Origin of the sequence: Nocardia asteroides (assembly GCA_019930625.1) — a bacterium.
Classification (GTDB): Bacteria; Actinomycetota; Actinomycetes; order Mycobacteriales; family Mycobacteriaceae; genus Nocardia; species Nocardia sputi.
The window spans coordinates 1974062-2000479 of sequence record CP082844.1; the positions used below are offsets into that span (position 1 = coordinate 1974062).

20 protein-coding genes (1 of these 20 running past the window's edge) are annotated in these 26418 nt (G+C 69.1%); 7 read left to right on the forward strand and 13 right to left on the reverse strand.

What is annotated here, in order from left to right; translation table 11 throughout:
• The 4 genes from K8O92_09045 to K8O92_09060 form a co-directional block, all read right to left on the reverse strand.
• Window positions 1-4250: the start of an alpha/beta fold hydrolase gene (locus K8O92_09045; GenBank protein ID UAK34019.1), read on the reverse strand. 37930 nt of this gene lie to the left of the window's left edge; the window shows 4250 of its 42180 coding nt (coding positions 1-4250); the start codon lies at window positions 4248-4250; the stop codon falls past the left edge of the window.
• Window positions 4250-5947, reverse strand: a complete 1698-nt coding sequence (locus K8O92_09050; protein ID UAK34020.1) for a hypothetical protein — start codon at window positions 5945-5947, stop codon at window positions 4250-4252. The genes K8O92_09045 and K8O92_09050 overlap by 1 nt, the downstream gene beginning before the upstream one ends.
• A gap of 125 nt (window positions 5948-6072) precedes the next feature.
• Window positions 6073-6681: a hypothetical protein gene (locus K8O92_09055; protein UAK34021.1), complete on the reverse strand. Its 609-nt coding sequence runs from the start codon at window positions 6679-6681 to the stop codon at window positions 6073-6075.
• A gap of 287 nt (window positions 6682-6968) precedes the next feature.
• Window positions 6969-7301, reverse strand: a complete 333-nt coding sequence (locus K8O92_09060; GenBank protein ID UAK34022.1) for a hypothetical protein — start codon at window positions 7299-7301, stop codon at window positions 6969-6971.
• 647 nt (window positions 7302-7948) lie between these two features.
• Between K8O92_09060 and K8O92_09065 the strand changes: the two genes are divergently transcribed.
• Genes K8O92_09065 through K8O92_09080 form a run of 4 tightly spaced genes read left to right on the forward strand, consistent with a single transcriptional unit; the run spans window position 7949 to window position 12201 of the window.
• Window positions 7949-8998: a helix-turn-helix transcriptional regulator gene (locus K8O92_09065; protein ID UAK34023.1), complete on the forward strand. Its 1050-nt coding sequence runs from the start codon at window positions 7949-7951 to the stop codon at window positions 8996-8998.
• Window positions 8995-10434 carry a pyridoxal phosphate-dependent aminotransferase gene (locus K8O92_09070; protein UAK34024.1) on the forward strand — a complete coding sequence of 480 codons (1440 nt, stop codon included), beginning with the start codon at window positions 8995-8997 and terminating at the stop codon, window positions 10432-10434. The genes K8O92_09065 and K8O92_09070 overlap by 4 nt, the downstream gene beginning before the upstream one ends.
• A gap of 41 nt (window positions 10435-10475) precedes the next feature.
• Window positions 10476-11402 (forward strand): hypothetical protein, encoded by a 927-nt coding sequence (locus K8O92_09075; GenBank protein ID UAK34025.1) that lies wholly within the window; start codon window positions 10476-10478, stop codon window positions 11400-11402.
• Between the two features lie 31 nt (window positions 11403-11433).
• Entirely contained in the window at window positions 11434-12201 is a 768-nt protein-coding gene (locus K8O92_09080) for an SDR family oxidoreductase (GenBank protein UAK34026.1), read from the forward strand.
• Here K8O92_09080 and K8O92_09085 read toward each other — a convergent pair whose 3' ends face one another.
• A complete protein-coding gene (locus tag K8O92_09085; protein ID UAK34027.1) occupies window positions 12202-12840 on the reverse strand; it encodes a methyltransferase domain-containing protein in 639 nt (212 codons plus the stop codon). It lies immediately after the preceding gene.
• A gap of 78 nt (window positions 12841-12918) precedes the next feature.
• On the opposite strand from K8O92_09085, the gene K8O92_09090 reads away from it, so the two are divergent.
• Window positions 12919-14334: a hypothetical protein gene (locus K8O92_09090; GenBank protein ID UAK34028.1), complete on the forward strand. Its 1416-nt coding sequence runs from the start codon at window positions 12919-12921 to the stop codon at window positions 14332-14334.
• Window positions 14335-15146: 812 nt separating this feature from the next.
• On the opposite strand, the gene K8O92_09095 is transcribed toward K8O92_09090, so the two are convergent.
• The gene (locus K8O92_09095; protein ID UAK34029.1) at window positions 15147-16163 is read right to left on the reverse strand and encodes a stage II sporulation protein M; all 1017 of its coding nucleotides are present in this window, start codon (window positions 16161-16163) and stop codon (window positions 15147-15149) included.
• Between the two features lie 43 nt (window positions 16164-16206).
• Here K8O92_09095 and K8O92_09100 point away from each other — a divergent pair, with 43 nt between their 5' ends.
• Window positions 16207-17010 carry an RDD family protein gene (locus tag K8O92_09100; GenBank protein ID UAK34030.1) on the forward strand — a complete coding sequence of 268 codons (804 nt, stop codon included), beginning with the start codon at window positions 16207-16209 and terminating at the stop codon, window positions 17008-17010.
• Here the strand turns inward: K8O92_09100 and add are convergent.
• The 6 genes from add to K8O92_09130 form a co-directional block, all read right to left on the reverse strand.
• Window positions 16989-18008 carry an adenosine deaminase gene (gene add, locus K8O92_09105; GenBank protein ID UAK34031.1) on the reverse strand — a complete coding sequence of 340 codons (1020 nt, stop codon included), beginning with the start codon at window positions 18006-18008 and terminating at the stop codon, window positions 16989-16991. The two genes, K8O92_09100 and add, sit on opposite strands and share 22 nt — an antisense overlap.
• 15 nt (window positions 18009-18023) lie before the next feature.
• Entirely contained in the window at window positions 18024-19319 is a 1296-nt protein-coding gene (locus K8O92_09110; GenBank protein ID UAK34032.1) for a DUF58 domain-containing protein, read from the reverse strand.
• A gap of 3 nt (window positions 19320-19322) precedes the next feature.
• Window positions 19323-20300: a MoxR family ATPase gene (locus tag K8O92_09115; protein UAK34033.1), complete on the reverse strand. Its 978-nt coding sequence runs from the start codon at window positions 20298-20300 to the stop codon at window positions 19323-19325.
• A 67-nt stretch (window positions 20301-20367) separates the two neighbouring features.
• Window positions 20368-21459, reverse strand: a complete 1092-nt coding sequence (locus K8O92_09120; GenBank protein ID UAK34034.1) for a DUF4129 domain-containing protein — start codon at window positions 21457-21459, stop codon at window positions 20368-20370.
• A complete protein-coding gene (locus tag K8O92_09125) occupies window positions 21456-22238 on the reverse strand; it encodes a hypothetical protein (GenBank protein ID UAK35553.1) in 783 nt (260 codons plus the stop codon). The genes K8O92_09120 and K8O92_09125 overlap by 4 nt, the downstream gene beginning before the upstream one ends.
• A gap of 106 nt (window positions 22239-22344) precedes the next feature.
• Window positions 22345-22884 (reverse strand): TetR/AcrR family transcriptional regulator, encoded by a 540-nt coding sequence (locus K8O92_09130; protein UAK34035.1) that lies wholly within the window; start codon window positions 22882-22884, stop codon window positions 22345-22347.
• An 87-nt stretch (window positions 22885-22971) separates the two neighbouring features.
• Between K8O92_09130 and K8O92_09135 the strand changes: the two genes are divergently transcribed.
• Complete coding sequence (locus tag K8O92_09135; protein ID UAK34036.1) at window positions 22972-24507, forward strand: MFS transporter; 1536 nt, start codon at window positions 22972-22974, stop codon at window positions 24505-24507.
• Between the two features lie 41 nt (window positions 24508-24548).
• On the opposite strand, the gene K8O92_09140 is transcribed toward K8O92_09135, so the two are convergent.
• Complete coding sequence (locus K8O92_09140; GenBank protein ID UAK34037.1) at window positions 24549-26162, reverse strand: HAMP domain-containing protein; 1614 nt, start codon at window positions 26160-26162, stop codon at window positions 24549-24551.
• Between the last annotated feature and the right edge of the window lie 256 nt (window positions 26163-26418).

Genomic DNA, 26418 nt, shown 5'->3' on the forward strand with positions numbered 1-26418 from the left:
TCCATGTTCACCGGGACTCGACGCATCTCCGTCACGGCGGCGACCTGGGTCCAGCGCAAGATCTTGTCTTCGCCGCGGCGAATCACCTCGATCACCGCTGCCGTGGCGTCGGCTGGGTCCTCGCTGCGGAGCATCTCCGCGAGCGTGGCGGCCGGAATGTTGTTCAGCCGGTCGGCCTCTGGAATATCGGGTCCGGATCGGGCGTAGTAGTCCGCGAGCACCGCTTCCGCGGCCTGGCGCATCGCATCGACAACTTGGTCGGCGCCCTGTTCAGCCTCCGGTGAGTTGTCGACCGGGGGCTGATCATTCGCGGCATCGCCGAATTGATCGTCGGGAGTTGCCAGGGGCGCGTTTTCGACGTCGGGCGCGTGCGCGCCGTACGACGGGCCGATCGCGGTTTCGTTCGCGAGGGCAACTGCTTGGGCGACCGGGGCGGCAGGACGCCCCACGTCCGTGGTGGCGTCCACCGGGTTACCGGACTCGATGGCAATGGGGCTTCCGGTGGAGACCTCGTGCAGGTCGGTGGGCGCGGCCGATTCGGCCGCCGCTGTGTCCGGCATTCCCCCGAGGACGCCGGATTGGATGACCGCATCATCCGCGACGCGGCGCAACCAACTGCCCACATCCTCCCCTCCGGGGACAGGCCACCGCTGTTGTTCCGCGAACCGGAACACGGTGCCGTTGATCGCCCCTGCCGCCTGCGCTAATTGCTCGTCCTGGTCGGTCGACTCCGACTCGGACACCCCGAGTGCCCGGCGCACGTGGTGGAGGGTGTCGAGTCCGTACTGCTCGCGCAGCTCGTTGAACGCTTCCGGGTCGCCCTGCTGTGCCCGTTGCAGGAGCGAACGCGGATCCGGTTGTCCTGCGGACGTTCCCGGACTTACACCCGAATGCGGACGTTTACGGTCAGAGCCGTCGCGCGCGGTCGTGGAGGCGCGCTGACCTTTCGCACCGACCGCTCCGGTCGCTTCGGCGCCCTCGCGCTCCACCAGCTGCTCAGGGACCGGCGGTGTGGAGGGCTGGCCACGCGGCTTCGGCTTCGGCTTCGGCCGCGGATCCGGTTTCGGTGTGGGTCTCGGGGGTTCGGGCGTCGGCTGTGGTGGTGTGGGCGTCGGCTCCGGTTCGGGTGAGGGTTGTTTCTTGCGCCGTCGGGGTTTGTCGCCGCCACCCATCTGGGCGATGAGGCGCTTATGCTCCGTCTTTCCACTCGGTTGGGGGGCAGGTTGGAGGTGCGGAACGCCGCCTACGGCGGGTAGACGGCTGGGGTCCTGGTGATACTCGAGGGAATGCGGGTTCAGGTGCGGCCCCGCGGGTGTCTGCGGAGCACCGGGGGTCCCGGGGTTCGGTTCGGTGGCATACCGCGTGGCCATGGTGGGTGACGCGGGCGGTTTGTCGAGCCCGGCGTCCAGACCGGTTTCCGGTGCGGCGACGTGGCGATCCGACAGGGGGTTGGCGATGTCCGGAGGGCGTGGTGACGCGGAGTCGGGGTTGTCGGGGTTCTGGAAGGCACGGCCCAAGCCGACGGAATCGACAGGCAGCGGACTCAGCGCGGGTGTGCGCGGGATGACAGGTATGGCGTCGGCGGGTGGTTCGTCCTCCAGCGGGTAGGAGACACCGGGAATGGTGACGTAACCTCCCGCCGGCTTTTTCTGGACGCTGTGGTCCCGGGGGTCTTCCCAAACGCTGTGCTCCCGCGGGTCTTTCCAGACGTTGTGGTCGCGGGGGTCGTCCACGACGGTTCCCGGTGGCGTGGGGAACTCCTCTGGATCTGCATCGGGTTCGTCGGCGTCTGGACGGCCGGTCGCGGCGATGGGATCCGGTGGCGTTGCGGCTGGCTGGGGGGTTTCTCCGGGGTTGTTTGTCAGGAATCCTGTGGGTTGAGTCGACGTGCTCGTGTGCGTGGCAGAACTATCCGGTGTGTAACCCGACAGCGCCGCCGGTGCGGCGTAAGGGATGGGGTTCGGCGGGGTTGCGCCAGAGGGTGTTCTGCCCGCCGTAGCTTGCGCGGAAGCGGTAGAAGGGGCTTGCGGTGACCTCGTCTGTCGCGCAGGGTCGCTCGTTTCGGCCCCGCCGCGGCCAAGAGGCTGCGGATGGCCCGGGGACGATGGGGGGTGCGTGGCGGAGTTGTTTGCGCCCGGGGCGGAAGCGGTCGACGCCGATGGTGTGGGGGCGGTATCCGATTTCGACGAGACAGGGGGGGTGCCGGAGCTGTTCGTGTCGGTTCCGGGGCGCGTCGGCGACGGCGTGGCATCCGGAACCGGCTGCGGTGGGTTCGTATGACCGACTGGGTTGTTCGCCTCTGCGGTGGGGCGTGCGGTCGCCGCCGTTGGTGTGACCTCTTGCTTCGGTGTGCTCGGCGGTACTTGGGGATTGCTCGTATCGGGAGTCGGTGATGCCTGCGGCGTGACGTCGACGGCTTGTTTCCGCGCATCCACCGAGGCGGTGGGATCGCTCGAATCCGTCTTGTCCGCGGTCGCCGTGAATTCCGCTGCCATGCGCGCGAATTCCGCGTCGACGTCGAGGAGCGGATGTTCCTCGGGGGCGGTGGTTCCTTCCTCCAGCGTTTTACCGGCAGGCGGGGGTGCCGTCGTGTCCTGAGCGGTGCCACCGGCCGTCTGCTCCGGCGACACCATGTACAGGCTTCCGTCAGGCCCGTGCTTGATCATGTACGGACTTTCATAAGTACCGCTCCCGTCGGCGAGCACTTCGGCGCCGAACGTGGGCGTGTCCGGTTGGGCGACGGTTCCTTCGGTGATCACCGTGATCCCCCTTTGGTCCGGACGGACCTGAGGATCGCTGATCTGGAACTGACGGGTCTGCATCGGTGTCGCCGAGCCGCCCTCGGGATGTGGGACCACGGCGGACGAGGTACGTGCGACTGCGGTATCTCCCCAGGCGGGGAAGGGGCCGCCGCGTCCAGAAGACGAGGGTGACGAGGGATGCGCTGGCCCTCCCGACGGGTGGTTCGGCGCGTTCCCGGGCAATGTGGTTCCGCCGCTTCCGTCCGGCAGCTGCCCAGGGCCGTCGCTGTCCAGGAACCGGGCGAGGTCGTTGCGCTCCGACACCGTCGCGTTGTCGAACATATCGCGGAAGATCTGCTCGCCCTCCGCCATCAGCTCGGGAGTCAGGCCGTCCGGCGGCGGCACGGAGCCATCGAACCCGGCCGCGGGCCGCCCCGGTTGCGGCGGGCCTACCTCGCTGGTGGTGGAAATACCTTCAGGACTCGCCGCCAGCGTTTGCGGCGGCTGACCATCTCCGGGCGCGGAGATCCCGGTCAGTGGCCCGGCAGCGTCCGGGGGCAGCGCCGGATTCTCCGACGCGATCCGTTCGGGCGAACCCATGTACGCACCGGTCCGAGCCGCCCGCACCGATGCCCCGAGCGACCCGACGAGGCCGGAGCCGAACCCCGTCCACACCATGGTGGCCAGGTCCTTGCCGCGCAGTTCGCCCTCTGTCAAAGCGAATGCGGTCAGGCCGCCCGCCAGACCACCGGCCATACCACCCACGCCGCCCGCGGCCACGGTGCCGAGCACCCGGCCGCCCACTCGCATCACCGCGGGCGCGACGCGACGACCGACCTCGACACCGACCAATCCACCGACGGCGCCTGCTGCCGCCCCGATCTTGACCTGCTGCCAATCCACCACCTGCCGGTGGCCTTGCGCCATCTGAACGCGCTGCGCGACATAGGGAACCCCACCACCGACGGCCGTCCCGAAGAACACACCTTTCGTGGCGAGCGCCAGCCGTGGATGCTCCGCGACGAACCGCGCGGCCTTTCCCAGCATGGCCAGCACCAAGTCGCGCTTGGCGAGTTCCATCCCCGCTCTCGCCTCGGCGCGATCGGCGATCGCCTTCACGATGCTGCCGGGCGGAGGCATCGCCATATCGATGATCACCTGGGCCAGCAGCGCTCCCGCGATGCCGATGATGACGTACTGCTGGTACTCGATGGCCGTCGCGTTGTCGTACAACTGCTTGGCCATGGTGTTGTTGAACTCGATCTGCGACTGGGTGTGGGCGATGATCTTGCGGTACTGCTCTTGGATCGCCGCGCCGGTCTCCCCTTCGACCGCCCTGTCCAACCGCTCCGCCGCCGCCCGGGTCCGCTGCAGCACCACCACGAGCGTGTTCGCCGAGTCCGACCAGGCGTCCCCGTCGCGCCGCATTGCCTCCGGGTCCCCCTCCGGAAAGTGACCCAGCACCATGGTGGTCAGCCACTCGGGAAAATAGTCCGGGATCTGTACCACTAGCCGCTCGATCGCCCGCGTGCGTGCTCGATGAGCAATCGGTGCAGCACTTTCGCCGGTGCGCACGCATTGTCGCCACGTAATTCGACCTCGGTGAACGCTTCCACCACCGCCGTCAGCGGATCGAAAAGGCCGTCTGGGAAGCAGGCCCGGATCAATTGGGCGCGCCACTGGCGGTACCCGCGCACGACCTCCGCCAAAGTGTCGCCGCGGTCCCACGGACCGCTGATGCGCCGGTACTCCATGACCAACGACCGGTGCGCCGACTGCCGGACATGGGGACCAGCGCCCGCTTCGAGTATCCGGCCGAGATCGCGCACGACGGTCGCATACATCGGCCGATCCTCGGACCCGGCCACACGCTCGCCCGACCGAATTGCGGCGCCGACCTTCTCGGCCAGCAGCACGGGACTGGCCGCTGCCACGCGGTCGAGCAGGATCCATCCGCCGGGGACCGGCTCTTCCCCCTCAACGATCTCGCGATCCCAGACCACGCGGGACACGGCGCTATCCGGCAGATCGGTGATCTCGATTCCGGCCGGCTGGACGAACGGGTATTTGCCGAGGATGGTGTCGACGGCAGCCGCGATCTCCTCGACCGTGGGCTTCGCTACGCCGGAGGTACCGAATCCGGCGATCCGCAGCTTACGGCGGGCCGCGAGCGCGTCGGCGGCGGCCACGGCATCGGGGTCGGTCCGCACGCGGGAGCGCTTCGCTCGCGTCGAGGTCGGCTTCGGCTTGCGCTGTTTGCCTTCCTTGCCGGATTTCGCCGGTCTCGCCGCGTCGGACTGGGGACCCCGGCGGTGCGGAGGGGGGACCTGGCCGGGTGTGGAGCCGCCGCGCGACCACGGCGTGCCGGGGGTGTTTCGCAGCCAAGGTGAATCGGCGGGTGGCCGCGACCATCGGTTCTCCGGCGGGCGGCGCACGGCTGCCTGGTCGGGTGCCCCTGGTTTGGGGGTCGCTGTCGCGGCGGGTGGGTTGGCCGGGGGTGGCGTCGCGGCAGGACGTGCGGCAGCAGGAGGTGCGGAAGCGGTGGGTGCCGTCGGTGTCCGGGCGCTCGGGGCGGGGTTCGGAGCGCTCTGCGTCGGCCGGTCGGGGAACGATGGTGTGGGTGTGGAGTTGGAAGACGGTTGCTGGTCGGGACTGTTGTTCGGGCCGTACTCGCCGGGGTACGGCTGCTCCGGCATCACCGGGTTGCTGCCCGGCTGAGAACCGGACTGGTTCGATGTCTGGACGGCGTCGGGGTCGGGAGTCCGGCCGGGTGCGGCGGTGCGGGGGGCGGAATCCTGGCCGATGACATCCGGCGCGACGACGGGCTGGGTCGCCGGGCTCTGCCACAGCGGTTGGTCATAGGAGGGGCTGATAACCGGGACGGAGGAGAACGGGTCCTGCTCGCGGAGTTGCGAGCCGAAGTTCTGGTCCTGATCCTGCAGGTTGTGGCCGGCGTCCGCGACGCTGCTGCTCATTCCGCGCAGATTGTGGACCAGGTTCTCGAATCCGGTGATTCCCTTCTCGGCCGCGGGTTCGTAGCTGTCACCGAAGACCCGGCCCGGCTCGTCCTGGCCCCAGCACTTGCCCTCGCTCGCCAGTCTTTCCTTCAGGCGCGCGAGTTCCTGCTGTGCCGTTTCGGCGATGGCGGCGAGTTCCGGGGTCAGGGCTCGCAGCAGGTCCGCATCCACCCGCAACGATTGAGCCATACCGCGGCAAACCCTTCACCCTGCGTCAACGACACCGAGAGAAGACATTGTCCTATTGGAACTTTTTTGGCGGCGCGCTACCTCTTCCCTCATGTGGGAATGACTCGACCGGGGTCGGCAAGCCACTACTTCTGGGGTGAACTCAGCTGGGGTTCATGCAGGTCGAAGTAGGTGGCGTCGCCCATCAGCGCGTTCTCCTCCTCGAACAGCGACCGCAGATCGTCCGGTATCTCCATCTTCTCGTGTTCGCGGGCTTCGGCTTCGGAGGTGAAGTACACCGTCTCGACGAATCCGTCGTCGCCGAAGGTGGCCAGCGTGCCGCCGAGAATCTCCGGGCGTACTTCGTGCACCCGATCGCCCGACTGCGCCAAGATCTCGCGCATCCGGCGCGCGTCACGCGTGTGACCCTCGATGACCTGCACGAATCCGGCGCGGTCCGAGCCGCCGCCCATCCACTGCGTGACATCGGCGCAATCCATGAAGGTGACCGGGCCGTCGAAGCATTGCTTGGTCTCCTCCCACCAAGCGCCCTGTTCGGGACGCTCGCTGTTGCGGCGGGCGGCCTCCGCGGATTCGAATCGGGCCAGCGCGATGAAGGTGCCGTCGTCGCACAGTCCGCTCGTCGTGCCGAGATAGCCGACGGCTCCCGGCTGCAGTTCCTCGTTCCACCGATCCATGCATCGGCGCAGGCGGGCGGGGTCGGCGGTTTTTCCTTGAATGACTTGGATGAACATCGGTTCCTCCTGGGGCGGAGTGACCACTCCGCGGTGTCGCCGGCCCGTCACATCGTGGTCCACCGAGGGGCGGGACACCGCACGGCCCGCGATTGCGGCCGGCGCACAGTCAATCGTTCGCCGCTCGGTGGCCGCACGCAAGTGCCGGACGCCGGTGCACCGATGAGGCATCGGCCCAGCGGAGAATCGGGCGACGCGCCCGCCGAAGTCGTGCGGCAAGCAGGACGAATCGGGGCGGAAGCGGCGGCCTGGCCGCTCGCATTTCCGGCGGTTCTCCACCAGGCCGCTCAGGCGGCGGAAAGAGGCGTTTCGGCGCAGCGGGCTGCCGCGTTGTCGCGTTCGGCGATGCGGGCGTACAGCCGGATCAGCACCTCGCGCAGGGTGAGGCCCAGCTCGGCGGCGTGAATGGCGGCCACTTCGAGGGCGAGGTCGCTGGTGAGCGTGCGGGGATCGCTGAGCATTTCGTCCAGGACCATGCCGCTGACTGCCTGTGCGCGAGTCCAACCTACGGTGGGCAGCCAGCTCAGTTCCCAGACTTCGCCGGAGGAAAAGGAAAGCAGCCGCGCGCTTTCCGGGGTGATGTCGCTGGTGATGATCGAATCGGTGATGTCGAGTGCCATGATCCGCTCTCATTCACTCTGTTCCGGGATGACGCGGACCCGCCGCTCGTCACGGGGACGGTGGCCGTGCTCGGCCACGGCCCGAACGCGGCGGAATCGTCCGTGCCTGAATTGCTCGGGCCCGAGGGTCTCGGGCAGATCGGCGCGAGCGGCGGAAGTCGGTCGATCACGCCTGGCCGCAGGTGCGGCCCGGCCCGCGCCATATCGAGGTATCCGTGTCCGGCACCTCCTAGAGCTATCGGGCCACCGAGGTCGGCGAATGTAGGTGGAACACGTTGCGCCGAAATCGAATTGCGGTGGCTTTGACACAAGGCTAGGTAAGGACACCTCGTGCTGTCAATGAAGCTTCAACGCTTTATGAAGATACTTCTTAAGCGTCAGAGTTCGAGAATGGTCATATGGCTCAACAGATGTCACGATCTGTGGTTTCTCATCACTGGGCGGACCTTGTGAAGCGGAAATTCGAGCTTGTGTGGCAGTCTGGCTTCACTCGGCTTCGGGTCGCTGCTCGTGCGGTCGAATCTCTTGTTGACAACGAAATTCGGCGAAAGCGTTTCATCCGACGCCGCTTGACACTTGATGATTAGAATGTCGCAACGTGACACTGCGTGAGCATGCGTACGCAAGGTGCAGGATGGAGGCTCGGTATGGCTGGCTCCGGCTCCCATGAGCAGGTCGGCAACTTGGTTCGCAGGCTACGACTGGAACGCGGCTACACCCAGGCGACGCTCGCCACCAGGGCGGGCTGCTCTCGCAGTCTCATTCAGCAGATCGAGAACGGCAGCCGGATTCCGCCGCTCGCACTGCGGGAACGTCTGAGCCTCGCCCTCGGCGCGGAATTGCCCACCGACGGCAGCGCCGATCCCGCGACCGATCCGACCAGTAGCGCCTACTACGACCTGCGAATGCGATTCAACGTGCTGCTGGGCAAAGATCCCGAATTGGTGGAGCGGGCGCTGGGTATAGCGCAGAGCCTGATCGACGCGTCCGGGGCGCGAGAGGAGATCGAGCCGCTGCGATCGATCGCCGATCGGCAGTTGGAACGCGCCGAAGAGATTCTCGCGCAGATTCCCTCACGCAGTGCCACGGTGTGGGAGTGGAACACCGTCATCGACTGGCTGACGATCCTCGAGCAGGCCACCACGTCGGTTCGTGCGATCCATACCGCGGACTTGGGCACGATCGGCGGGGACGTCGGCGACGACTATCACGCGGCGATCCTGCGCCTGGCCGACAAGGCTCATCCGCCGAAAATCGATGTGCGACGGATGTACGTGCTCGACGACATCTCCGATGTGTGGCCCTATGACGACAAGTTGTGGAAACAGGCGCGCTCGGGCGTGGAAAGCGTGCTGGTCAAGCGCGAGTACGCGCGCAACGCGCAGAGCATGCTGGTGGTCGACGACCGCTACGTCGCGGTGGGCGAGTACGACTACTCGCGCCAAGCTCGGGTGGCGACGCGCTTCTCCGCGCTGAAGCACGACGTCGCGTTCGCGGTCCGGCGGTTCGAGAAACTCTATGACCTCCGACGCGCCGGATCGGCCGTCGTGGTCGACCAGATCGTCGCGCAGCCGCCCTTGGCGGAGTTCGACCGGCTCTCCGACGGGGACTGCCGCACCCGGTTTCGCGCCGCGCTGCAAGACAAATGGAACACCGTGCCCGCACCGGGAGACTATTCAGAAGGCGAGGTTCCGTGACTCAGAGCCAGGTGCTCACCGATCCGCTCGCCGACCTGGCGACGCTGACCAATCGTTCCGAGGCCAGGAAACGGGAAGTGCGCGGGCGGATTTCGCGGGACGCGTGGTTCGCGGGCACCGGCGGCCGCCGCTATTCCGGCGTCATCGACGCCTACCACGGCGAAACGGGCCGGGCGCCGGACGCGCACGCCGTCGCGGCGCTGGATCGAGCGTGGCGGGAGAGCCTGCACATCGCGCCGTCGGCGGAGTATCTCGACGGCAGGCTGTACGACAAACGACAGCCGCTGATCCTGCGCGAGCTGGCGGCCCGCAGGCTGTTCGACCGGCTGTCGCACCCGGTGGAAGGTGTGCCCGGCGTCCGGGTGCGCGCCGAAGAGGTGATCGTCTGCCCGTACTCGAGCACGATGCTCCTGGAGGAGGCCGTGGCCACCCTGGCCAGGCCCGGCGGGGTCATCGTGTGCCCGGAGGGGTTCTACAAGAGCTCCAGCATTCACGTGGAGAAATCCGGCTTGCGGATCGTGTCGTGCCCGGTAGCCCCGGACGACGCGTTCAAGATCGATCCCGCCCGGCTGGCCCGCTGCCTCGACGAGCTGCGTGCCACAGGCGAACTGTGCGGCGTGCTGCTCACGCTGCCGGGCAATCCGGTGGTCGCGGACTACACCGCGGCCGAGCTGGCGCAGATCGGACGGGTGCTGCTCGACTGCGGCGCTCCGGTCATCTGCGACATGGCTTTCGACCGGCTGGTGGCCTCGCACATCCCGATCGCCGCGTTGCACGTGGAGACCGAGCAGGGCATCCGGCGACTGTATGACGTCATGCTGACCATCACGGGAAACTCGAAGGGCTACAACGCCTTCGGTCCCTGCAAGATGGGTGCGGCGTGCACCGGCGATATCGCGTGGCTGGAGCGTATCCGCAAACGGCTCACCATCTCGTTCCAGCGCGAGACCACCCATCTGGCGCGTGCGATCCTCGAGCACACTCCCGAGGATTACTTCGACCGAAATCACATGCTGATGCGGGCGCAGATCGACCGGGCTCGCGGTCACATCGCCGCGATCAACAACCGGTTCGGGGCCGATGTGCTGCGACCGCTGGGCAACCCGGAAGGGATGTTCGTCTCGCTGGTGTTCGATCGCATTCTGCTCGACCGGGCGGGCGTGCACACGAGTGCGCAGGTGGAGGACATGGTGCTCGCCGTGGCCGGTGTCGACAGCGTCGCGCTGGACCGGACCGGCTCGCTGCGTCCCGGCGTCCGGTTGAACGTCCTCGCTCCGCGCAAAGCGCCCCGCCACGAATCGCCCGCTCTGATCGAGGAACTCTTCGACCGGCTCGAGCAACTGATCCGCGATATCGCAGGCGGACTCACCTATCGCGAAGCGCTGGCCGATCGCGGCCTGACCGCCCTCGTGGCGGAATCCGGGGCCACGCGGTGATCGTCGGGGTGCTGCGTGAGACGGCTCCCCGGGAGACCCGCGTGGCGCTCACACCGGAGGGCGTGCGCACACTTTCGACGGCGGGACTCCGAGTCGTCGTGGAGGCGGGCGCGGGGCAGGGTGCGGGGTTCGCCGACGCGGCCTACCGCGCGTCCGGGGCGGTCGTCGCGGATCGCGCCACGGTATTCGAGCGCGCGGGCATCGTGGTGTGGGTGAAACCCCCAGCGTACGAATTGGACTCGTTGCCGCTGCGCGCGGGGACGACGCTGGTGGGCTTCCAGGATCCGCACTACCGCCGCCACGAGATCGATCGGTTGCGCGCCCGCGGTATCGAGTCGGTCGCCTTCGACCGGGTGCCGCGCGACGAGACGACCACCGAGATCGACGCGCTGACCACCATGAGCCGGATCGCGGGCGGGGTGGGTTACGCCGAAGGCAGGCGATTGCTCTCCCCGTCGCGGCGCACCGGCCCGGTCCGGGCTCTCGTGCTGGGGTGCGGGGCGGCCGGGCTCGCCGCGATCGCGGCCGCGCGCACGTTCGATGACGAGAAACCGACGGCGGTCGGTAATCGCCTCGCGCAGCGGGACGCCGCGTTCGAGGCGGGCGCCGGGCGTTTCGTGCCGAACCGGGACGACAACGCGGCACTGCTGGAATCGCTCGCCACGACGACGCCCGACCTCGTCGTCTGCACCGCCGTGCACCGTGGCTCCCCGGCCCCCCGTCTGCTCGACCAAAAGGCTTTGGAACTGCTCGGCCCGGGGGCCGTGGTCGTGGACCTCGTGGCCAAGGCGGGCGGCAACTGCGTCGCGACCGTCGCGGACCGGACCGCCACCCTGCCCAACGGCGTCGTCGTCACGCATCGCTCCAACTATCCGGCCAGCCGTCCGGAGCCGGCCAGCCATGCCTACGGTGCGGCGGCGGCCGCCATGGTGCTGCGGATCGCCCGGGGAACGGCGGATGTCCCTTGACGCTGGATGAGAACGTGTTCTAATTTTTGGCATGCGCAGATTTGACGGCCGCCGCGTGGTGGTGACGGGAGCTGGATCCGGCATCGGTCAGGGCATCGCCCTGCGGCTGCTGGACGAAGGGGCGCAACTGGTCGCCGCCGACATCGACGCGGCGGGCCTGGCGGCCACCGCGGAAAAGGCGGGCGACGGCGCCGAACGACTGCGAACGGTCGAGGTCGATACGTCCGATCCGGCTTCGGTGCGCACCGCGACCGCGGCGGCGCTCGACTTCCTCGGCGGACTGGACGTGCTGGTCAACGCGGCGGGCATCCTGCGCCCCGCGCGCACCCACGAGATGCCGCTCGAGGTGTGGGACCAGGTGATCAGGGTGAATCTCACCGGTACGTTCCTGATGACCCAGGCCGCGCTGCCCGCCCTGCTGGACACCGGCCGTGGCGTGGTGGTCAACATCTCCTCGACGGCGGCCTTCAGCGCGGCCCCCTACCTCGCCTCCTACGCGGCGTCCAAGGGCGGCGTGACGGCCTTCACCCACGCCATCGCCCTGGAGTACGCCAAGCAGGGCTTGCGCGCGGTGAACATCGTTCCGGCGGGCATCACCAGCGGTATCACGACGAAGTCCATCCTGGATCAGCCCGAAGGGTTCGACCCGCAACTGTTCTCCCGGATGACCGGATGGCTGAACGGGGGAGCGCTGGGCAGCCCGGAGGACATCGCCGGGGTGGTCGCCATGGTCGCCTCCGACGACGGGCGGTACATGACCGGCACCGAGATCAGGGTCGACGGCGGCGCGCTGATGTAGTCAGCGGGGCGTCGCCACCAGCAGGTGATGTGGGATCGGCGTATGCGCCGGCCGCCGGTGCTCGACGTCGCAGCCCGCCTGTTCCAGCGCCGCGATGACCTCCGGCACCGGACGCAGCGTGAAGCCGTAGGACGTGAACGGGAGCTTCGCCATCGCGTCCGGGTCGCCGATACCGATCACCAGACGGCCGCCCGGCCGCACCACCCGCGTGAGTTCGGCGCAGGCCGTCGTGAGATCCGGCACGAAATAGACGGTGTTGACGGTGATCGCGGCGTCGAGACCGTCGTCGGGCAACGGCAGCGCGGTGAGCGAACCCTCGATCAGCCGCAGGCGACCGGCTTCGATATCGCGCGCGTGGCCCGAGCGGGCTCGCGCCAGCATGTCGGCGGAGATCTCGACGCCGTGCACCACGCCGTCGGCCCCCACCCGCTCGAGCAGCAGGGAAAGTCCTGCTCCTCCACCGAATCCCACGTCCGCGACGGTGCTGCCCGGCACGATGGCCGCCGCCTCGACCGCCCCGGCGATCGCGGACTTGTTGCCGCGATTGAGCGCGAAGGCGATACCTTTGCCGAGCACGCCGTGGGGATTCCCGAGCTGGCCGGCCAGGGCGGACAGCAGACGGGCCCGGACAGAGTTCATGGCGCCCATCGTAGCGAGCGGGCTGTGCCGCCTCGCGCCCTCGAAACACCGATTACCGCCGAGCGAAGGATGATCCGAATGCGCCGACCGGTGATGCTTCTCGCCGCCTGCCTACTGGCCTTGCTGCCCGGTCCGTCCGCATCGGCGGCCGAGCGTTGGGGGCCGCTCGCTGCGCCGAATCCTTTCCTCGGACCGTCCGGCACCGCCACCATGCACGGCGACGCGGGGTCCTCGGACGTGACGCCGCTCGCCGGTCCGGCCGCCCGCGCCGCAGTGGTCGGTGCGTATCCGCTGGCCTCCGCCTGCCCCACGCTGTTGGAAGGATCGGACCGTCTCGTGGTCGCCCTGTGCACCGCTATCGCGGGACAGATCCCCACTGTGCATCTGCTCGACCCCGCGGCGCCGGGGCCGTTGGCGCACTCGCTGGCCGCGCTGCCGTTGACCAGAGGCAGCCTCCTCGGCGGGGTGTACGCCTACCTGGATCAGGCCGACCGCCTGGTGGTCGTGGACGGCTCCGACCGGTTGCTGCGGGTGCGGCACGAGCGTGACGCGGCAGGGACATGGCGGCTGATCGCCGAACACTACGCCGATCTCGGCTCGGTGATCCCGTCCGCGGACAGCGTGACCGGCCTCGTGCCGGACTGGTCGGGCAATGTGTGGTTCGCGACCGGCCAGGCAGTCGTCGGGTTCGTCACCACGACCGGGCGGGTCACGGCGATGGCGCTGCCCGCGGGAGAACACGTGGCCAACAGCATCTCCGCTGCGCCCGGCGGGCAGGTCGCGGTCGCCACGACGCACGCGTTGTACGAAATGCGCGTCGGCGCGTCCGGCGGTCCGGAGATCGTGTGGCGTGCGGCGTACGACCGGGGATCGGCGCGTAAGCCGGGGCAGCTGAGTTGGGGGACCGGCTCGACACCCACCTACTTCGGGCCGGAGACCGGCGCCGACTATCTGACCGTCGTGGACAACGCCGACGAACAGGTGCACGCCCTTGTATTCCATTCGGGTAGTAGCCGATTGGTGTGCTCGGTTCCGGTGCTCGGCGCGGGTGGTGCGGGGAGCGAGAACTCGCCGGTCGGGATCGGCCGCTCGGTCTTCGTGGCGAGCACCTACGGTTATCCGTACCCGGCACTGCCCGAGGGAGCCGGTCCGGCGGTGCCGCCGAGCGCGCCGTTCACCGGCGGGATGACGCGGATCGATGTGGCCGCCAACGGATGTCGCGTGGTGTGGGAGAACACGGTTCGCAGTGCGGCCGTACCGCGTTTGTCCACCGCCGACGGCGCGCTCTACACGGTCGCGCGCATCGGCCCCGACCACACCACACCGATCGACGGATACGCCTTCACCGTCCTGGACCCGGAAACCGGTGCGGTCACCGCGTCGCACCCCCTCCCCGGCACCGTCGTCGACGATCCACTTCAGACCGCGCCGCTGATCACCCACGACGGCCGCCTGCTGCAAGGCACGGTCACGGGAATCCTCCGCATCGGCTGAGCCCGATGACGGGAGAAGGTGACTCGGGTCACCAAGCGTCGAGTGGTCCGTGGCTGTCTTTCCGGTTCCGGACCCGCGCATTGCGCGAGCGGTCTTCGGCGGTTGTGGCACTGTGACGAGCGTCTCTCGAAGCCGGTTGTGGCCGAGGTGATTTCGCGCGGTCCCGGCTGATCCGGGCGGGGGTGAGGCGAAGATCACATACCTCGTTGTGGTTGCGGCCGAGGTGCCGACGGGGTGCGCGAAGCGGGGATGCGCGGGCACTTTTTCGCAGCCGGTTAATCCGGAGCCTGTCGGGGAACTGGCCGGTCTTCCTCGGGAGCCACTATGTCCTTACCCGGTTTATTACCGCGTAAACAAACTTGTGGTCTCTTTCCATTCCTCGGTTGTCAGCAACTGTCAATTTGTGCATATGAACGTGCAGGTGGGAGCGGGTGCCAGCAAACCGTAGAGGGGTCTATCTCGATGCTCGGCTAACTGCTGGGAAGAGTTCCGAACCGTTGCCGAGCGCGATTCCCGACGATCTTTCGGCGGCTTCGCCGGGACGGCGCGCACCCAGTGAAACCGCTATTTCGCGGGTCGCATGCGGTTAGCTGGCACGGGGCGAAAGGGTGGCTTCGCAAGGGTTTGCTGGAGTGCTGCTTTATACGCTTGACCTCGGCGGGGAGGGTTGCGTAGGGATAACGATTGTGTAGAGTTGACGGTAACGCTGGCCGCAGCTCGAGCACGACTCGCTGCGGCCAGCGGAACTCAATCGGGGGAGTTCTCAACCGATCTGGAAGCCACGTAGCTACCGATTGTCCCAGCGGCGCCACTCAGGGTGTGCTGATTGTTGGCTGTGTCACAGGTGATGGTTGCCCGCTCGATACCGGGGCCTTCGGGTTCGCCGGCTCGATGACGGCTCGGCGGCCCAGCCCGAACACGTACACCAGGAACAACGCTTCGGCGGTGAACCCGATGGCGATGCGGATCGGGGCGGGCAGCGGGCTCGGCGTCACGAATCCTTCGATCCAGCCGCAGACCAGCAACACCCCGACCAGCCCGAGCGCCACGGTTGCGGTCGCCCGTCCCTGCCTGGCCACCGCCTCCACCCGGCTGTGCCGGCCCGGATCGATCAGCGTCCAACCCAGTTTCAGGCCGACGCCGCCCGCGACGAACACCGCGGTCAGCTCCAGCGTGCCGTGCGGAAGGATGAAGCCGAAGAACGAATCCAGCCGCCCCGCGTCGGACATAAGCCCCGCGGTGACACCCAGATTGAGCGCGTTCATGAACAACAGGTAGACCGCGGGAAGGATCAACACTCCGGTGAACAAGGCGATCGCCGCGACCCACGCGTTGTTCGTCCACACCTGCGCGGCGAAGGCGCCCTGCGGATGCTCCGAGTAGTACGTCTCGAACGCGCCGCCGGGCGCGGTGAGACCAGCGGTGTCGCTCGGAATGCCGAGCACGTCGCGCGCCGAATCGAACCGGTCCACCCAGATGGCCAAGCCGGCCGAGACGAGTAGGAACGCCGCGGCGACGCCGACCCACCACGGCCAAGACCGGTACAGCGCCGCCGGGAAGCGATGGCTGAAGAACCGGCCGACCTCCAGCCAGGTGTCGGCTCGCGTCCCCAGCACCCGGCCCCGCGCACGCGCCAGCAGTGCACTGAGCCCGGCGATCAACTCCGGGTCCGGGCTGTGCGACTGCAGTCGCGCCAGCTGCTGGGACGTGCGGCGGTAGAGCATGACGAGTTCGTCCGCCTCCGCGCCGGTCAGCTTGCTCCGCTTGGACAAGTAGTCGAGCCGGTCCCACGCCCTGCGGTGCGCCAGGCTGTATGCGTCCACGTCCATTCGGTTGCCTCCCACTCCCACCGGTCGCAAGAATGCTATCGACATGGCTGAATTCACCACCGGCGAAGCAGTGGCCCTGGAGCTGCCGATCGCTCGCATCCCCACCAGGGCCACCGCGTTCCTGATCGACGTGCTGGCCCAGTGCACGCTCGGGTTCGTGCTGCTGCTGGCGATCGTCACGTTGCTGCTGCCCGCGGGTGTGGACTCGGCGTGGCTGGAAGTAGTGACGCTGGTCACCATCGTGACCGTGCTGGTCGGGTACCCGGTGACCTGTGAAACCGCCTGGCGCGGGCGGACCCTGGGCAAATTGCTGCTCGGGCTGCGCGTGGTGCGCCAGGACGGCGGGCCGATCGACTTCCGGCACGCGCTCACCCGCGGGCTGGCGGGCGCGATCGTCGACTTCTGGATGCTCGGCGGGTTCGGCGCCATCGCGGTGGTGACCTCGATGTGCTCGCCCCTGGCGCGGCGCATCGGTGACGTGGTCGCCGGCACCGTGGTGGTGCACGCGCAACGACCACTGCCGCCGCCCGCGCTCGCGATCGCGCCGCCGTGGCTGGCCGCGTGGAGCGCCCAGCTCGACCTGGCAGGGCTGCCGGAGGATCTCGCGTTGGCGGTGCGGCAGTACCTGACCCGTTTGCGTACTTTGACTCCCGCGGCGCGGCATCATCTCGGCACGGCGCTCGTGGCCGAGGTGTGCGGCCGGTTGCGCGTCGCGCCCCCGGCCGAGTGCCCGCCGGTGCAGATCCTCGGTGCGGTCATCGCCGAACGACAGCGCCGGGCGCTCCCGGCGCCGCTGTTCCCGCCGCGGCTGCCGGCGCCCGCAGGTCAGCCGTTCGCGGCGACGTAGTCGTCGATCTCGCGGAGAAAGGTGTCCTGACGAGCGGGCGTGATCCAGGAGGCGCGGAAGGAGTTCCTGGCCAACTCGGCCAGCCGATCGGTCCCGAGACCGGCGTGCTCGGCGAGTGCGAGGTAGTTGTCGGCCACGTACGCGCCGAAGTACGCGGGGTCGTCGCTGTTGATCGTCACCGTCAGCCCACGGTCGAGCAGGCCGACGATCTCCTGCGCCTTCATCTGCGCGGTGACGAAAGAGTTCGACACCGGACAGCAGGTGAGCGCGATGCCGTTGGACCGGGCCAGGTCGACCAGGCGATCGTCCTCCACGATGTTCGTGCCGTGGTCGAGGCGGTCGACGGCGATGTCCTCCAGCGCCTGGCGGATGTGTTCGATCGAGTTCGGCTGGTCGATGTCGCAGTGCATCGTCAGCAGGAAGCCTTCCGCGCGGGCGCGCTCGAAGACGCCGGCGAACTTGCTCGGCGGGTTGCCGCGCTCGTCGGAGTCCAGCCCGACCCCGAGGATCCAGCTCTTGTACGGCAGCGCTTCCAGCAGCGTCGCCATGGCGAACTCCGCGGAATGGTCGCGCAGGAAGCACAGGATCAGCTCGGCGGAAATCCCCAGCTCCCGCCGCGCCCGGGCGATCGCCGACCGATATCCGCTGATCACTGTCGGGAACGGAACCCCGCGCCCGGTGTGCGCCTGCGGATCGAAGAACAGCTCGACATGACGTACGCCTTGGGCGTGCGCCCTGCGCAGATAGTCGTAGGCCAGGTCGTGGAAGTCCTGCGGGAGCAGTAGTACGCGCATTGCCGGGTAGTAGACCTGGAGAAACGACGTCAGGTCGTGGAACCGATAGGTCTGCGCGACCTCGTCCACGTTCTTCTCCGGCAGTTCGATGCCGTTGCGCCGAGCCAGGCGGAACTTCAGCTCCGGCTCCAGCGTCCCTTCCAGATGCAGGTGCAACTCCGCTTTGGGCAGTCCGCGGACGAAGGCGGCGAGATCCGGTGCCATGGGGACATGATCCTCCTAGAGGGCGCCGGACTGCTTCAGTTCCAGGTATTCGTCCGCCAAGGCCTCCGGCAACCGTTCCGGGGACGCGGCCACGACCGCGATCCCGATGCGGCGCAGGGATTCCTGGACCAGCGCGCGTTCGGCGAGAACGGATTCGGCCGCGGCCGCGGCGTAGAGGTCGGAAAGGTCGTCGCGCCGGGTGGCGGCCGCGGCGATATCGGGGTCGGTCACCGAGACGATGAGCACTCGGTGCCGCTGCGCGAGCACCGGCAGCACGGGCAACAGGTTCTCCTCGACCGCGGCGCCGTCGAGGCTGGTGAACCAGACGACCAGGCTGCGCCGGCGGGTGCGCTGAATGGCCGCGCGCACCAGCGCGGCGCTGTCGGTGTCGACCAGCGCCGGGGTGACCCCGGCCATCGCGTGCATGAGCTTGTGCTGCAAGCGCTTTCCGCCGACACCGCGGACCTCGGCGCGCGGCTGCCGGTCGAAGGCGAGCAGGTCGACCGAGTCGCCCGCGGCGGCGGCCAGACCGCCGAGCAGCAGGGCCGCCTCGATGCTCGCGTCCAGGCGCGTACCGTCGCCGACCCGACCCGCGCTGACCCGGCCGGTGTCCAGCAGCATCAGCATGTGCCGGTTGCGCTCGGGCCGCCAGGTGCGGACCAGGACGTCGGTGGCGCGTGCGGTGGCGCGCCAGTCGATGGCGCGCACGTCGTCACCGGCGACGTACTCGCGGAACGAGTCGAATTCGGTGCCCTGGCCACGCAAGTTGGCCACATTGCGGCCTTCGAGATGTTGCAGCCGTTCGACTTTCGACCGCAGCAGCCGTTCGGCGCGGAACGCGGGCAGCGCGCGTACCCGGGCGGGCACACCGCGCCGTGTCTGCCTGCCTGCCAACCCGAGGGGGCCGAGCAGGCGCACCGTGACCGGTCCCGCGACCCGATCGCCACGGTAGGTCGGCGTGAGCGTGGTGCGGAAACGGACTTTGGTGCCGGGGGCGAGTTCCAGCCGGTGCGTGCGGTTCTCGGGACGGGCACTGTCGGGCCAGTCGTCCCACACCGTGCCGCGCAGCACGCGTGTTCCGGCGTTGACCGCGACGAGTTCCACCTCGGCGGAGCGCCCGAGCCGCACCGTGGTCAATGCCTCGCGGGAAAGCGTCAGATCTCGCGCCCGGCCCACGGTTAGGAGATCGAAGAGCACCCCGGCCGTCAACACACACGTCACCACCACGACGCCGAGCAGGGACGGCAGGACCAGAGTGACGAGCAGGGCCGCCACGCCTGCCGCGGCGGCCAGCCGACCGGTGACGACCATCCGCTACACCGGGACCGGAACCGACAGCAGCAGCGACGACAGCACGCCCTCGGTGGTCACGCCGTCCAACTCCGCCTCCGGGCGCAGGTGCAGGCGGTGCCGCAACACGGCCACCGCGACGGCTTTCACGTCGTCCGGCGTGACGAACCCGCGACCGTTGAGCCAGGCGAACGCGCGTGAGGCCGCCATCAGCGCGGTCGCCCCTCGGGTGGAGGCGCCGTGCTGCACTGCGGGGGAGGTGCGGGTGGCCCGGCACACGTCGACGGTGTAGGCGAGCACCTCGGGGCTGATCGTCGTCTTCGCGATCGCGGCGCGCGCGGCGCTGATGTGCGCCGGTCCCGCCACGGGACGCAGGCCGGCGGCGGTCAGGTCGCGTGGATCGAAGCCCGCGGCGTGGCGTTGCAGGATGCGGAACTCGTCGTCGCGGCCGGGCAGGTGGATGTCCACCTTGAACAGGAACCGGTCCAGCTGTGCCTCCGGCAGCGGGTAGGTGCCCTCCTGTTCGATCGGGTTCTGGGTGGCGACCACGACGAACGGATCAGGCAGCGGCTGCGGCTTGCCGTCCACCGAGACCTGTCGTTCCTCCATCGATTCCAGCAACGACGACTGGGTTTTCGGCGGCGTGCGGTTGATCTCGTCGGCGAGCAGTAGGTTGGTGAACACCGGACCCTGCCGGAAGGTGAACTCGGCGGAATGCGGATCGTAGATCTGCGACCCGGTGACGTCGCCGGGCATCAGATCCGGGGTGAACTGCACTCGCGCGTGGTCCAAGTCCAGTGCGGTGGCCAGCGCCCGCACCAGCAGGGTCTTGGCGACCCCCGGCACGCCTTCGAGCAGCACGTGGCCACGGCACAGCAGCGCGAGCACCAGGTACATGACCGCGCTGTCGTTGCCGACCACCGCTTTGCCGATCTCGGCGCGCAGGGCGTGGAACGCGGCGCTCGCCTGCTCGGCCGTCGGGGTGGTCTCGGTGCTGGTCATTCGATCTCCTGTGGTTCGCGGGCGCTCCGGCACGCGGGGGGCCGGACAAGAATTGGGCGAGAGGGTCTCATCCGACCTCCGATTCGATCCATTCGAGCTGAGCGGCGACCACTTGTAAGGTCCCCGGATCGGGCACGGGGCCGAACAGCGCGGCGCCGATCCGGGCTGGGTCGGCTCCGATGCGAGCGGCGACCACGGCGACGATCCGGTCCGGCGGCGTGTCCGCCGTGATGCCGAGCGGGGAGCGGACGCGGCGCAGCGTGGCCGCCCGCAGCTTCCCGGCGACGTGGTCGTGGTCTTTCGAGCGCCGGTAGAGGGCGGCCTGTCCGGCGAGCAGTTCGTTCGCCGCCACCTCGACCGGACGTGGCTCGCGCACCAGAGCGCCCCGCCTGCGGGCACGCCACCACACCACCAGCGCGGCGGCGATCAGGAACTGCAAGCCGCCATAGAAGACCGGTGCGGGCAGCCGATCCCAGAGCGGGTCTTCGCCCGCTCCGAAACCGGGGCCGTCGTAGGAGTCGTCCGGCGGAGGGGCGTCGGGCAGATCCGGCGGCGGTTGCGGTTGCGGTGCGGTCGGCGCGCCGCACGATTGCAGTGCGCCGTAGGCCAGCACCAGCAACGCGGCCGTCGCCGCGAGTACGCCCCAGAACCGTGGGTCGCGCAGCAGATTCGGCAGCGGTGGTAGTTTGCGCCTGGTGCGCGGCGCCTTCTCCACCGCTTCGACCTCGGTCGGTTCCGGTGCGGGCGGCGGCGCGGAGGCGGAGAACCGGTCGGCGTATTCCAGCCTGCGGTATTCGTCCTCGGTGGCGCGCCGTCCGCCGTACACGACCTCGTCGAAAGTGTGCGCGGCGGGCTGGATCTCGGTGGCGACCTCGAGCGGCAGCACGGTCGTCACGTCGTCGGCGGTCTCCCGCGCGGTGCGCGAGCGCCGGATCTCGAGCACGCCGCCCTGTTCCAGGCCGCGCAGCACGGCACGGAAGCGTTCTCGCAGGGCACGGTCGAAATCCCGGTGCCGGGCGGCCGTTTCCGCCGCGGCGCGATGGTCGGCGGCGGCGCCGAGCCACGGTGTGCCGGGAGCCGGATCGCCTGCCGTGTGAGGACCTTCGGTCAGAGCGATCTCTACCGGGTCCGGCGCCGGTGGGATCCGCGGATCGCTCATCGCGTCTCCTGCCGGGGGATGCGAATGTCCATTCCCTCCCTGCGGCAACGACGGTCGACGTAGCAGACCACCCGTGCGGAAGCCTCGACCACTTCGCCGAATGCCGTCAGCAGCAGCACCGCCGACGTGGCCAGCACGATGACCGGCCACCGGTGGGTGCCGGAGAAGTCCGAGACGAACAGCGGGATGGCCAGCAACGGGATCGCGAGCAGCCCGAACAGTGCGCGCTGGGCGATCCACAACCCGGTTATCGACCACTCCGCGCCCTCGGCGAGCAGTTTCGCGCGCGCTACGCCGTGGCGGTGCGAGGTGTGCTCGGCGAACAGCACCGGCGCCGCGACCCAGCGGCGGGCGCGCAACCAGCCCAGCCAGATCGCCGCGAGCGGCAGCGTCACGATCAGCACGCCGCCCACCGCGAGGACGCCGAGGCCCACCAGCGTGAACAACAGCTGGAACACCAGCAGCGGGCCGAGGGTCGCACCGAATCGGCGCAGGGCGGTCCGCAGGCCGATCGGTGCGCCGCCGACGGTCGCGAGTCCGAGCGCCACGGTCGTGCCGCGCAACGCGAACCGCAGCAACCACGCACAGGCCGCGGTGGACAGGATCGCCGCCCAGGCGGTGCCGGCGTCGGAGCCCTCGGTCAGCCCGGAGACGCCCGCGGTCACCGCGACGACCACGGCCTCGGCGATGAACAAGCCCGTCACACCCGATCCGGCCAGGGCCCGGATGTTGGCCTGGATCAGCGCGAACGGCACATCGAGCAGTTCACGGAAACTCAGCGGTCGGATCGGCACCGTCGTTCCAGGAGACCCCGGTACCGGATCTGTTCCCGCCCCGACGGCGCCGGCCGGTTCGGCGGCTGGCAGCACGGGCCGAGTCTAACCGTCACCGCCGCAGCAGGCGGTCCACCACGTGCCGGTAACGGGCCGGATCGATGGACGGAAGGCCCAGTAGCGCGCGCAGGTATACGCCGTCGCCGACCAGCCGGATGATGTCGGCCTGGACCGGGTCGGCGACCTCCTCGTCCAGACTGTCCGACCAGGAGTTCATCAGTTCCACCAGCGCCTGCTGTACCTCGTCGGGCTCCGGTGTGGCATCGATGGTGCGCATGGTCGCGAGCATGGATCGGTAGAGCTCGAGTTCGACCGCTTCCGCGGCGTCGTCCGGGTTCGGCGTCTGGAGGTACCACTCGGCTACCGAGCCGCCTTTGGCGACGGCGCTGTCGAGTTGCTTGCCCGCCCGCTCGGCCAGTCTGCGCACCAAGCCCGCCAGCAGCGCGTCCTTGCTCTTGAAGTGGTAGAGCAGGCCGCCTTTGGAGACGCCCGCCGTGGCCGCGACGTTCTCCAGCGTCACGTGCGACATGCCTTTTTCCAGCAGCAGGGTCTCGAGCGCGTCCAGGATGCGGTCGCGGGTGTCAGCCGTCACGCATTCGACTATACCGTCTGGACGGTCGGTCGATTACTATACCGTCTGGACGGTAAGAAGAATTGACGACGGAAGTCGAGAAAGACCATGATCACCGAGACCGCGCACATCCCCGGACGATCGGCCGGTCCGCCCCGAGCGGGGACCCGCGAGTGGGCCGGATTGTCCGTGCTCGCGCTCGCCTTGCTCCTACTCGCCGTCGACGCGACCGTGCTGGATCTGGCCGTGCCCGCGATCAGCGCCGATCTCGCGCCGACCACGCCGCAACTGCTGTGGATCATCGACGTCTACTCGTTCGTGCTGGCCGGGTTGCTCGTCGTCATGGGCAACCTGGGCGACCGGATCGGGCGGCGCAGGTTGCTGCTGCTCGGCGCGGCCGGATTCGGTATCGCCTCCGCGCTCGCGGCGTGGGCGGTGACGCCGGAGATGCTGATCGCGGCACGCGTGTTGCAGGGTGTCGCCGGCGCCACGCTGATGCCCGCGACACTGGCCCTGATCAGGTCGATGTTCCTCGAACCGCGCCAGCGGACCGTCGCGATCGCGGTGTGGAGCGCGATGGCGGGCGGCGGCGCCGCGGCCGGACCGCTGCTGGGCGGCTGGCTGCTCGAGCACTACTGGTGGGGTTCGGTGTTCCTGGTGAACCTGCCGGTCATGCTGGTGCTGATCGGTCTGGGTCCGGTGCTGATCCCGGAGTCACGTGATCCGCGGCCCGGTCGCTTCGATCTGGTCAGTGCGGTGCTGTCGATGTCGGCGCTGGTTCCGGTCGTGTACGCGGTGAAGGAGTTCGCGGCGCACGGTCCGAGTCTCGGCACCGCCGTGACCGGCGCGATCGGTGTGCTGGCCGGCGTGTGGTTCGTACGCAGGCAGCGACGGCTGGCGCAACCGATGCTCGACCTGGCGTTGTTCGGGCTGCCGAAGTTCCGTACGGCGGTGCTGACCAATCTGCTGGCGGTGTTCGCGCTGGCGGGTGTGCTGTTCGTCGGCTCGCAGTACCTCCAACTGGTGCTCGGCCGCTCACCCATGCAGGCGGGATTGCTGCTGCTGCCCGGTCTGCTGGCCGGCATGATCGCCTCGCTCGTCGCGGCATGGTTGGTGCGGCGCCTGCGGCCGGGCGCGGTGCTCGGCGGTGCGCTGATGACGGCGGCGGTGGGCGCCGCCCTGTTCGGACTGCTCGGCCCCGACGCGGCCACCAGCACGACCCCGTTCGTGCTCGGCTTCCTGTTCATCGGGGCAGGTGTCGGTGTCGCGCTGACCGTGTCCTCGGATCTGGTGGTCGGCTCGGCGCCGGCCGAGCGCGCGGGCGCGGCCGCCGCGGTGTCGGAGACCGCGTACGAGGCCGGCGTCGCTTTGGGCGTCGCGGTACTCGGCAGCGTGGTCATGGCGATCTTCCGAAACGGTCTCGACCTGACCGGCGTGCCGGGCGATCAGGTCAGCGTCGCCTCCGAATCCCTGGGCGCTGCCACCGCTTTCGCCCGTGAACTGCCGGAAGCCACCGGGAAGGCGTTCCTCGTCTCGGTGCACCAGTCCTTCGTCTCGGGCATCCACTTCGCGGCGATCGGCACCACGTCGATCCTGTTGATCGCCGCGGTGGTGGCGTTCCGATTGCGCAACGCTCGTGCGTAGTGGATCGCACGGTGAACGAGAGCGAGGCGCTGAACCAGTGGTCAGGAGCCGTCCGCGGACCGGGTGCCCGAGTCGGGTGCGTACTCGGTCTGGAGGGGCGGACCGGGAAGCGGCCGCGCGAGCCGGGTCGGAGCGAGGCGGCCGCGCAGGGTGACGGATTCGCCGAGCTGCCAGCGTCCGGCTTCCGGTCCCGCGGCGGCTTCCACCGTGGCGCCGGACGCGAGCAGCAGGCCCTGGTGCTTGGCGAGTTCACACAGGCGAGCGGCCTCGTTCACCGCGTCGCCGATGACGGTGAACTCGTAGCGTTGATGAGCGCCGACATTGCCGGCGACAACTCGCCCCGCGGCCACTCCGACAGCGGCCGCGAAGTCGCCTGCGGTGGTGTCGAGCCGGGCCCGGATCGCGCGGGCGGCCGCCAGCGCCGCACCCGCGGCGTCGGACAACGGCGTCGGCGTGCCGAACACGGCGAGGGCGGCGTCACCTTCGAACTTGTTGATCAGCCCGCCGTGACGTTCCACTTCGTCCACCACGATCCCGAAGAACCGGTTGAGAAGGGCGACCATCTCCGGCGCCGGAATGGTCGCGGCCATCGTCGTCGAGCCGACGATGTCGATGAACAGGGCCGCCGCGTCGGTCTCCACGCCGCCGAGGGTCGGGTCACCCGCCAGCGCGGCCGCGGCGACCTCCCTCCCGACGTGCCTGCCGAACAGGTCCCTGATCTGCTCTCGCTCGCGCAGCCCCTCCACCATGTGGTTGAAACCGCTCTGCAGCTCACCCAGTTCGGTGCCGTCGTAGACGGCCAGCGCGACATCGAGATCGCCGTCCTCGACCTGACGCATCGCCCGGCGCACGCCGAGGATGGGGGCCACCGTCGCGGCCAGGGTCTGCGTCATCAGCAGCAGACCGAACACCAAGGTCGCTCCGCCCAGGGACAGCACACAGACCGCCAGCCGGGCTTTGGTGACGTCGTCCATCACGAGCGCAGAGACCGCGAGCACCATCATCCCGGCCACCGGAACGCCCGAGCCGACCACCCAGACCACCAGTGCGCGTCCGAAGACGCCGATGCCGCGGCGTCGGCCGGAAGCCGCGGCTTCCAGCACCCGGGCCGTGACGGGACGCAACGCGAACTCGATGATCAGATAGCTGTTCGCGCAGACGACGATGGCGCTGATCGCGATGCCGAACGCGACCTTCGGAATCAGCCGCGGCTCGGCCAGGCCGTACAGCGTCGTCAGCAGGACGAGTCCGCCGAACCACAGCAGCGCTTGATCGCGTACCAGCCTGCGCGGTATCGCCGTGGTCGCGGCCTGCTCCTCCTCGGTCGGCACGCGCTCCGGGTCGGTGGCCCACCGCAGCGCACGCAGCCCGCGCGTGGTGCCCCACCAGAGCCCGATCAACAGCGCGCAGGCGGCGTACAGCGGTGCGGCGAGCACGTCGAGCAGTAGGAGGTCGCGACTGAACACCGACGGCCCCGGCAGTACGAAACCGACCAGGACGATCGACACGACCATGCCCGTCAGGTTTCCCAGCAGAGTGGGGACGGTGAGCAACAGCTGGATGCGGACCCGTCGCAGCCCCGAGGACTCCTCAGCGGACCCGAGCAGTCGCGACCCCCATGGCGCCGCGGCGAGCGTCGCCTCCCTGTGTTGCATGGGTGAAGCGTAGGCCGCCCGGCGACCCACCGCCGCCGGTCGTGCCCGCCCTGGCGTGGCCCGCGCTCAGGGCGGTCGAGCAGCCCCATCCGACGCGGCGCGTTCGACTTCGCGCCGCACAGCGGCGGGCCAGGGAGCGGCTGCGCCGATCGAACGAGCAGTTCGTCCGCCGGTAGGCAATCGACGCTTCACGTGGCTGCCCCCGCTCTCGCCGCCACAGACCGAGCGGCTCGACCGCCAACTGTTGCGAGCTGAT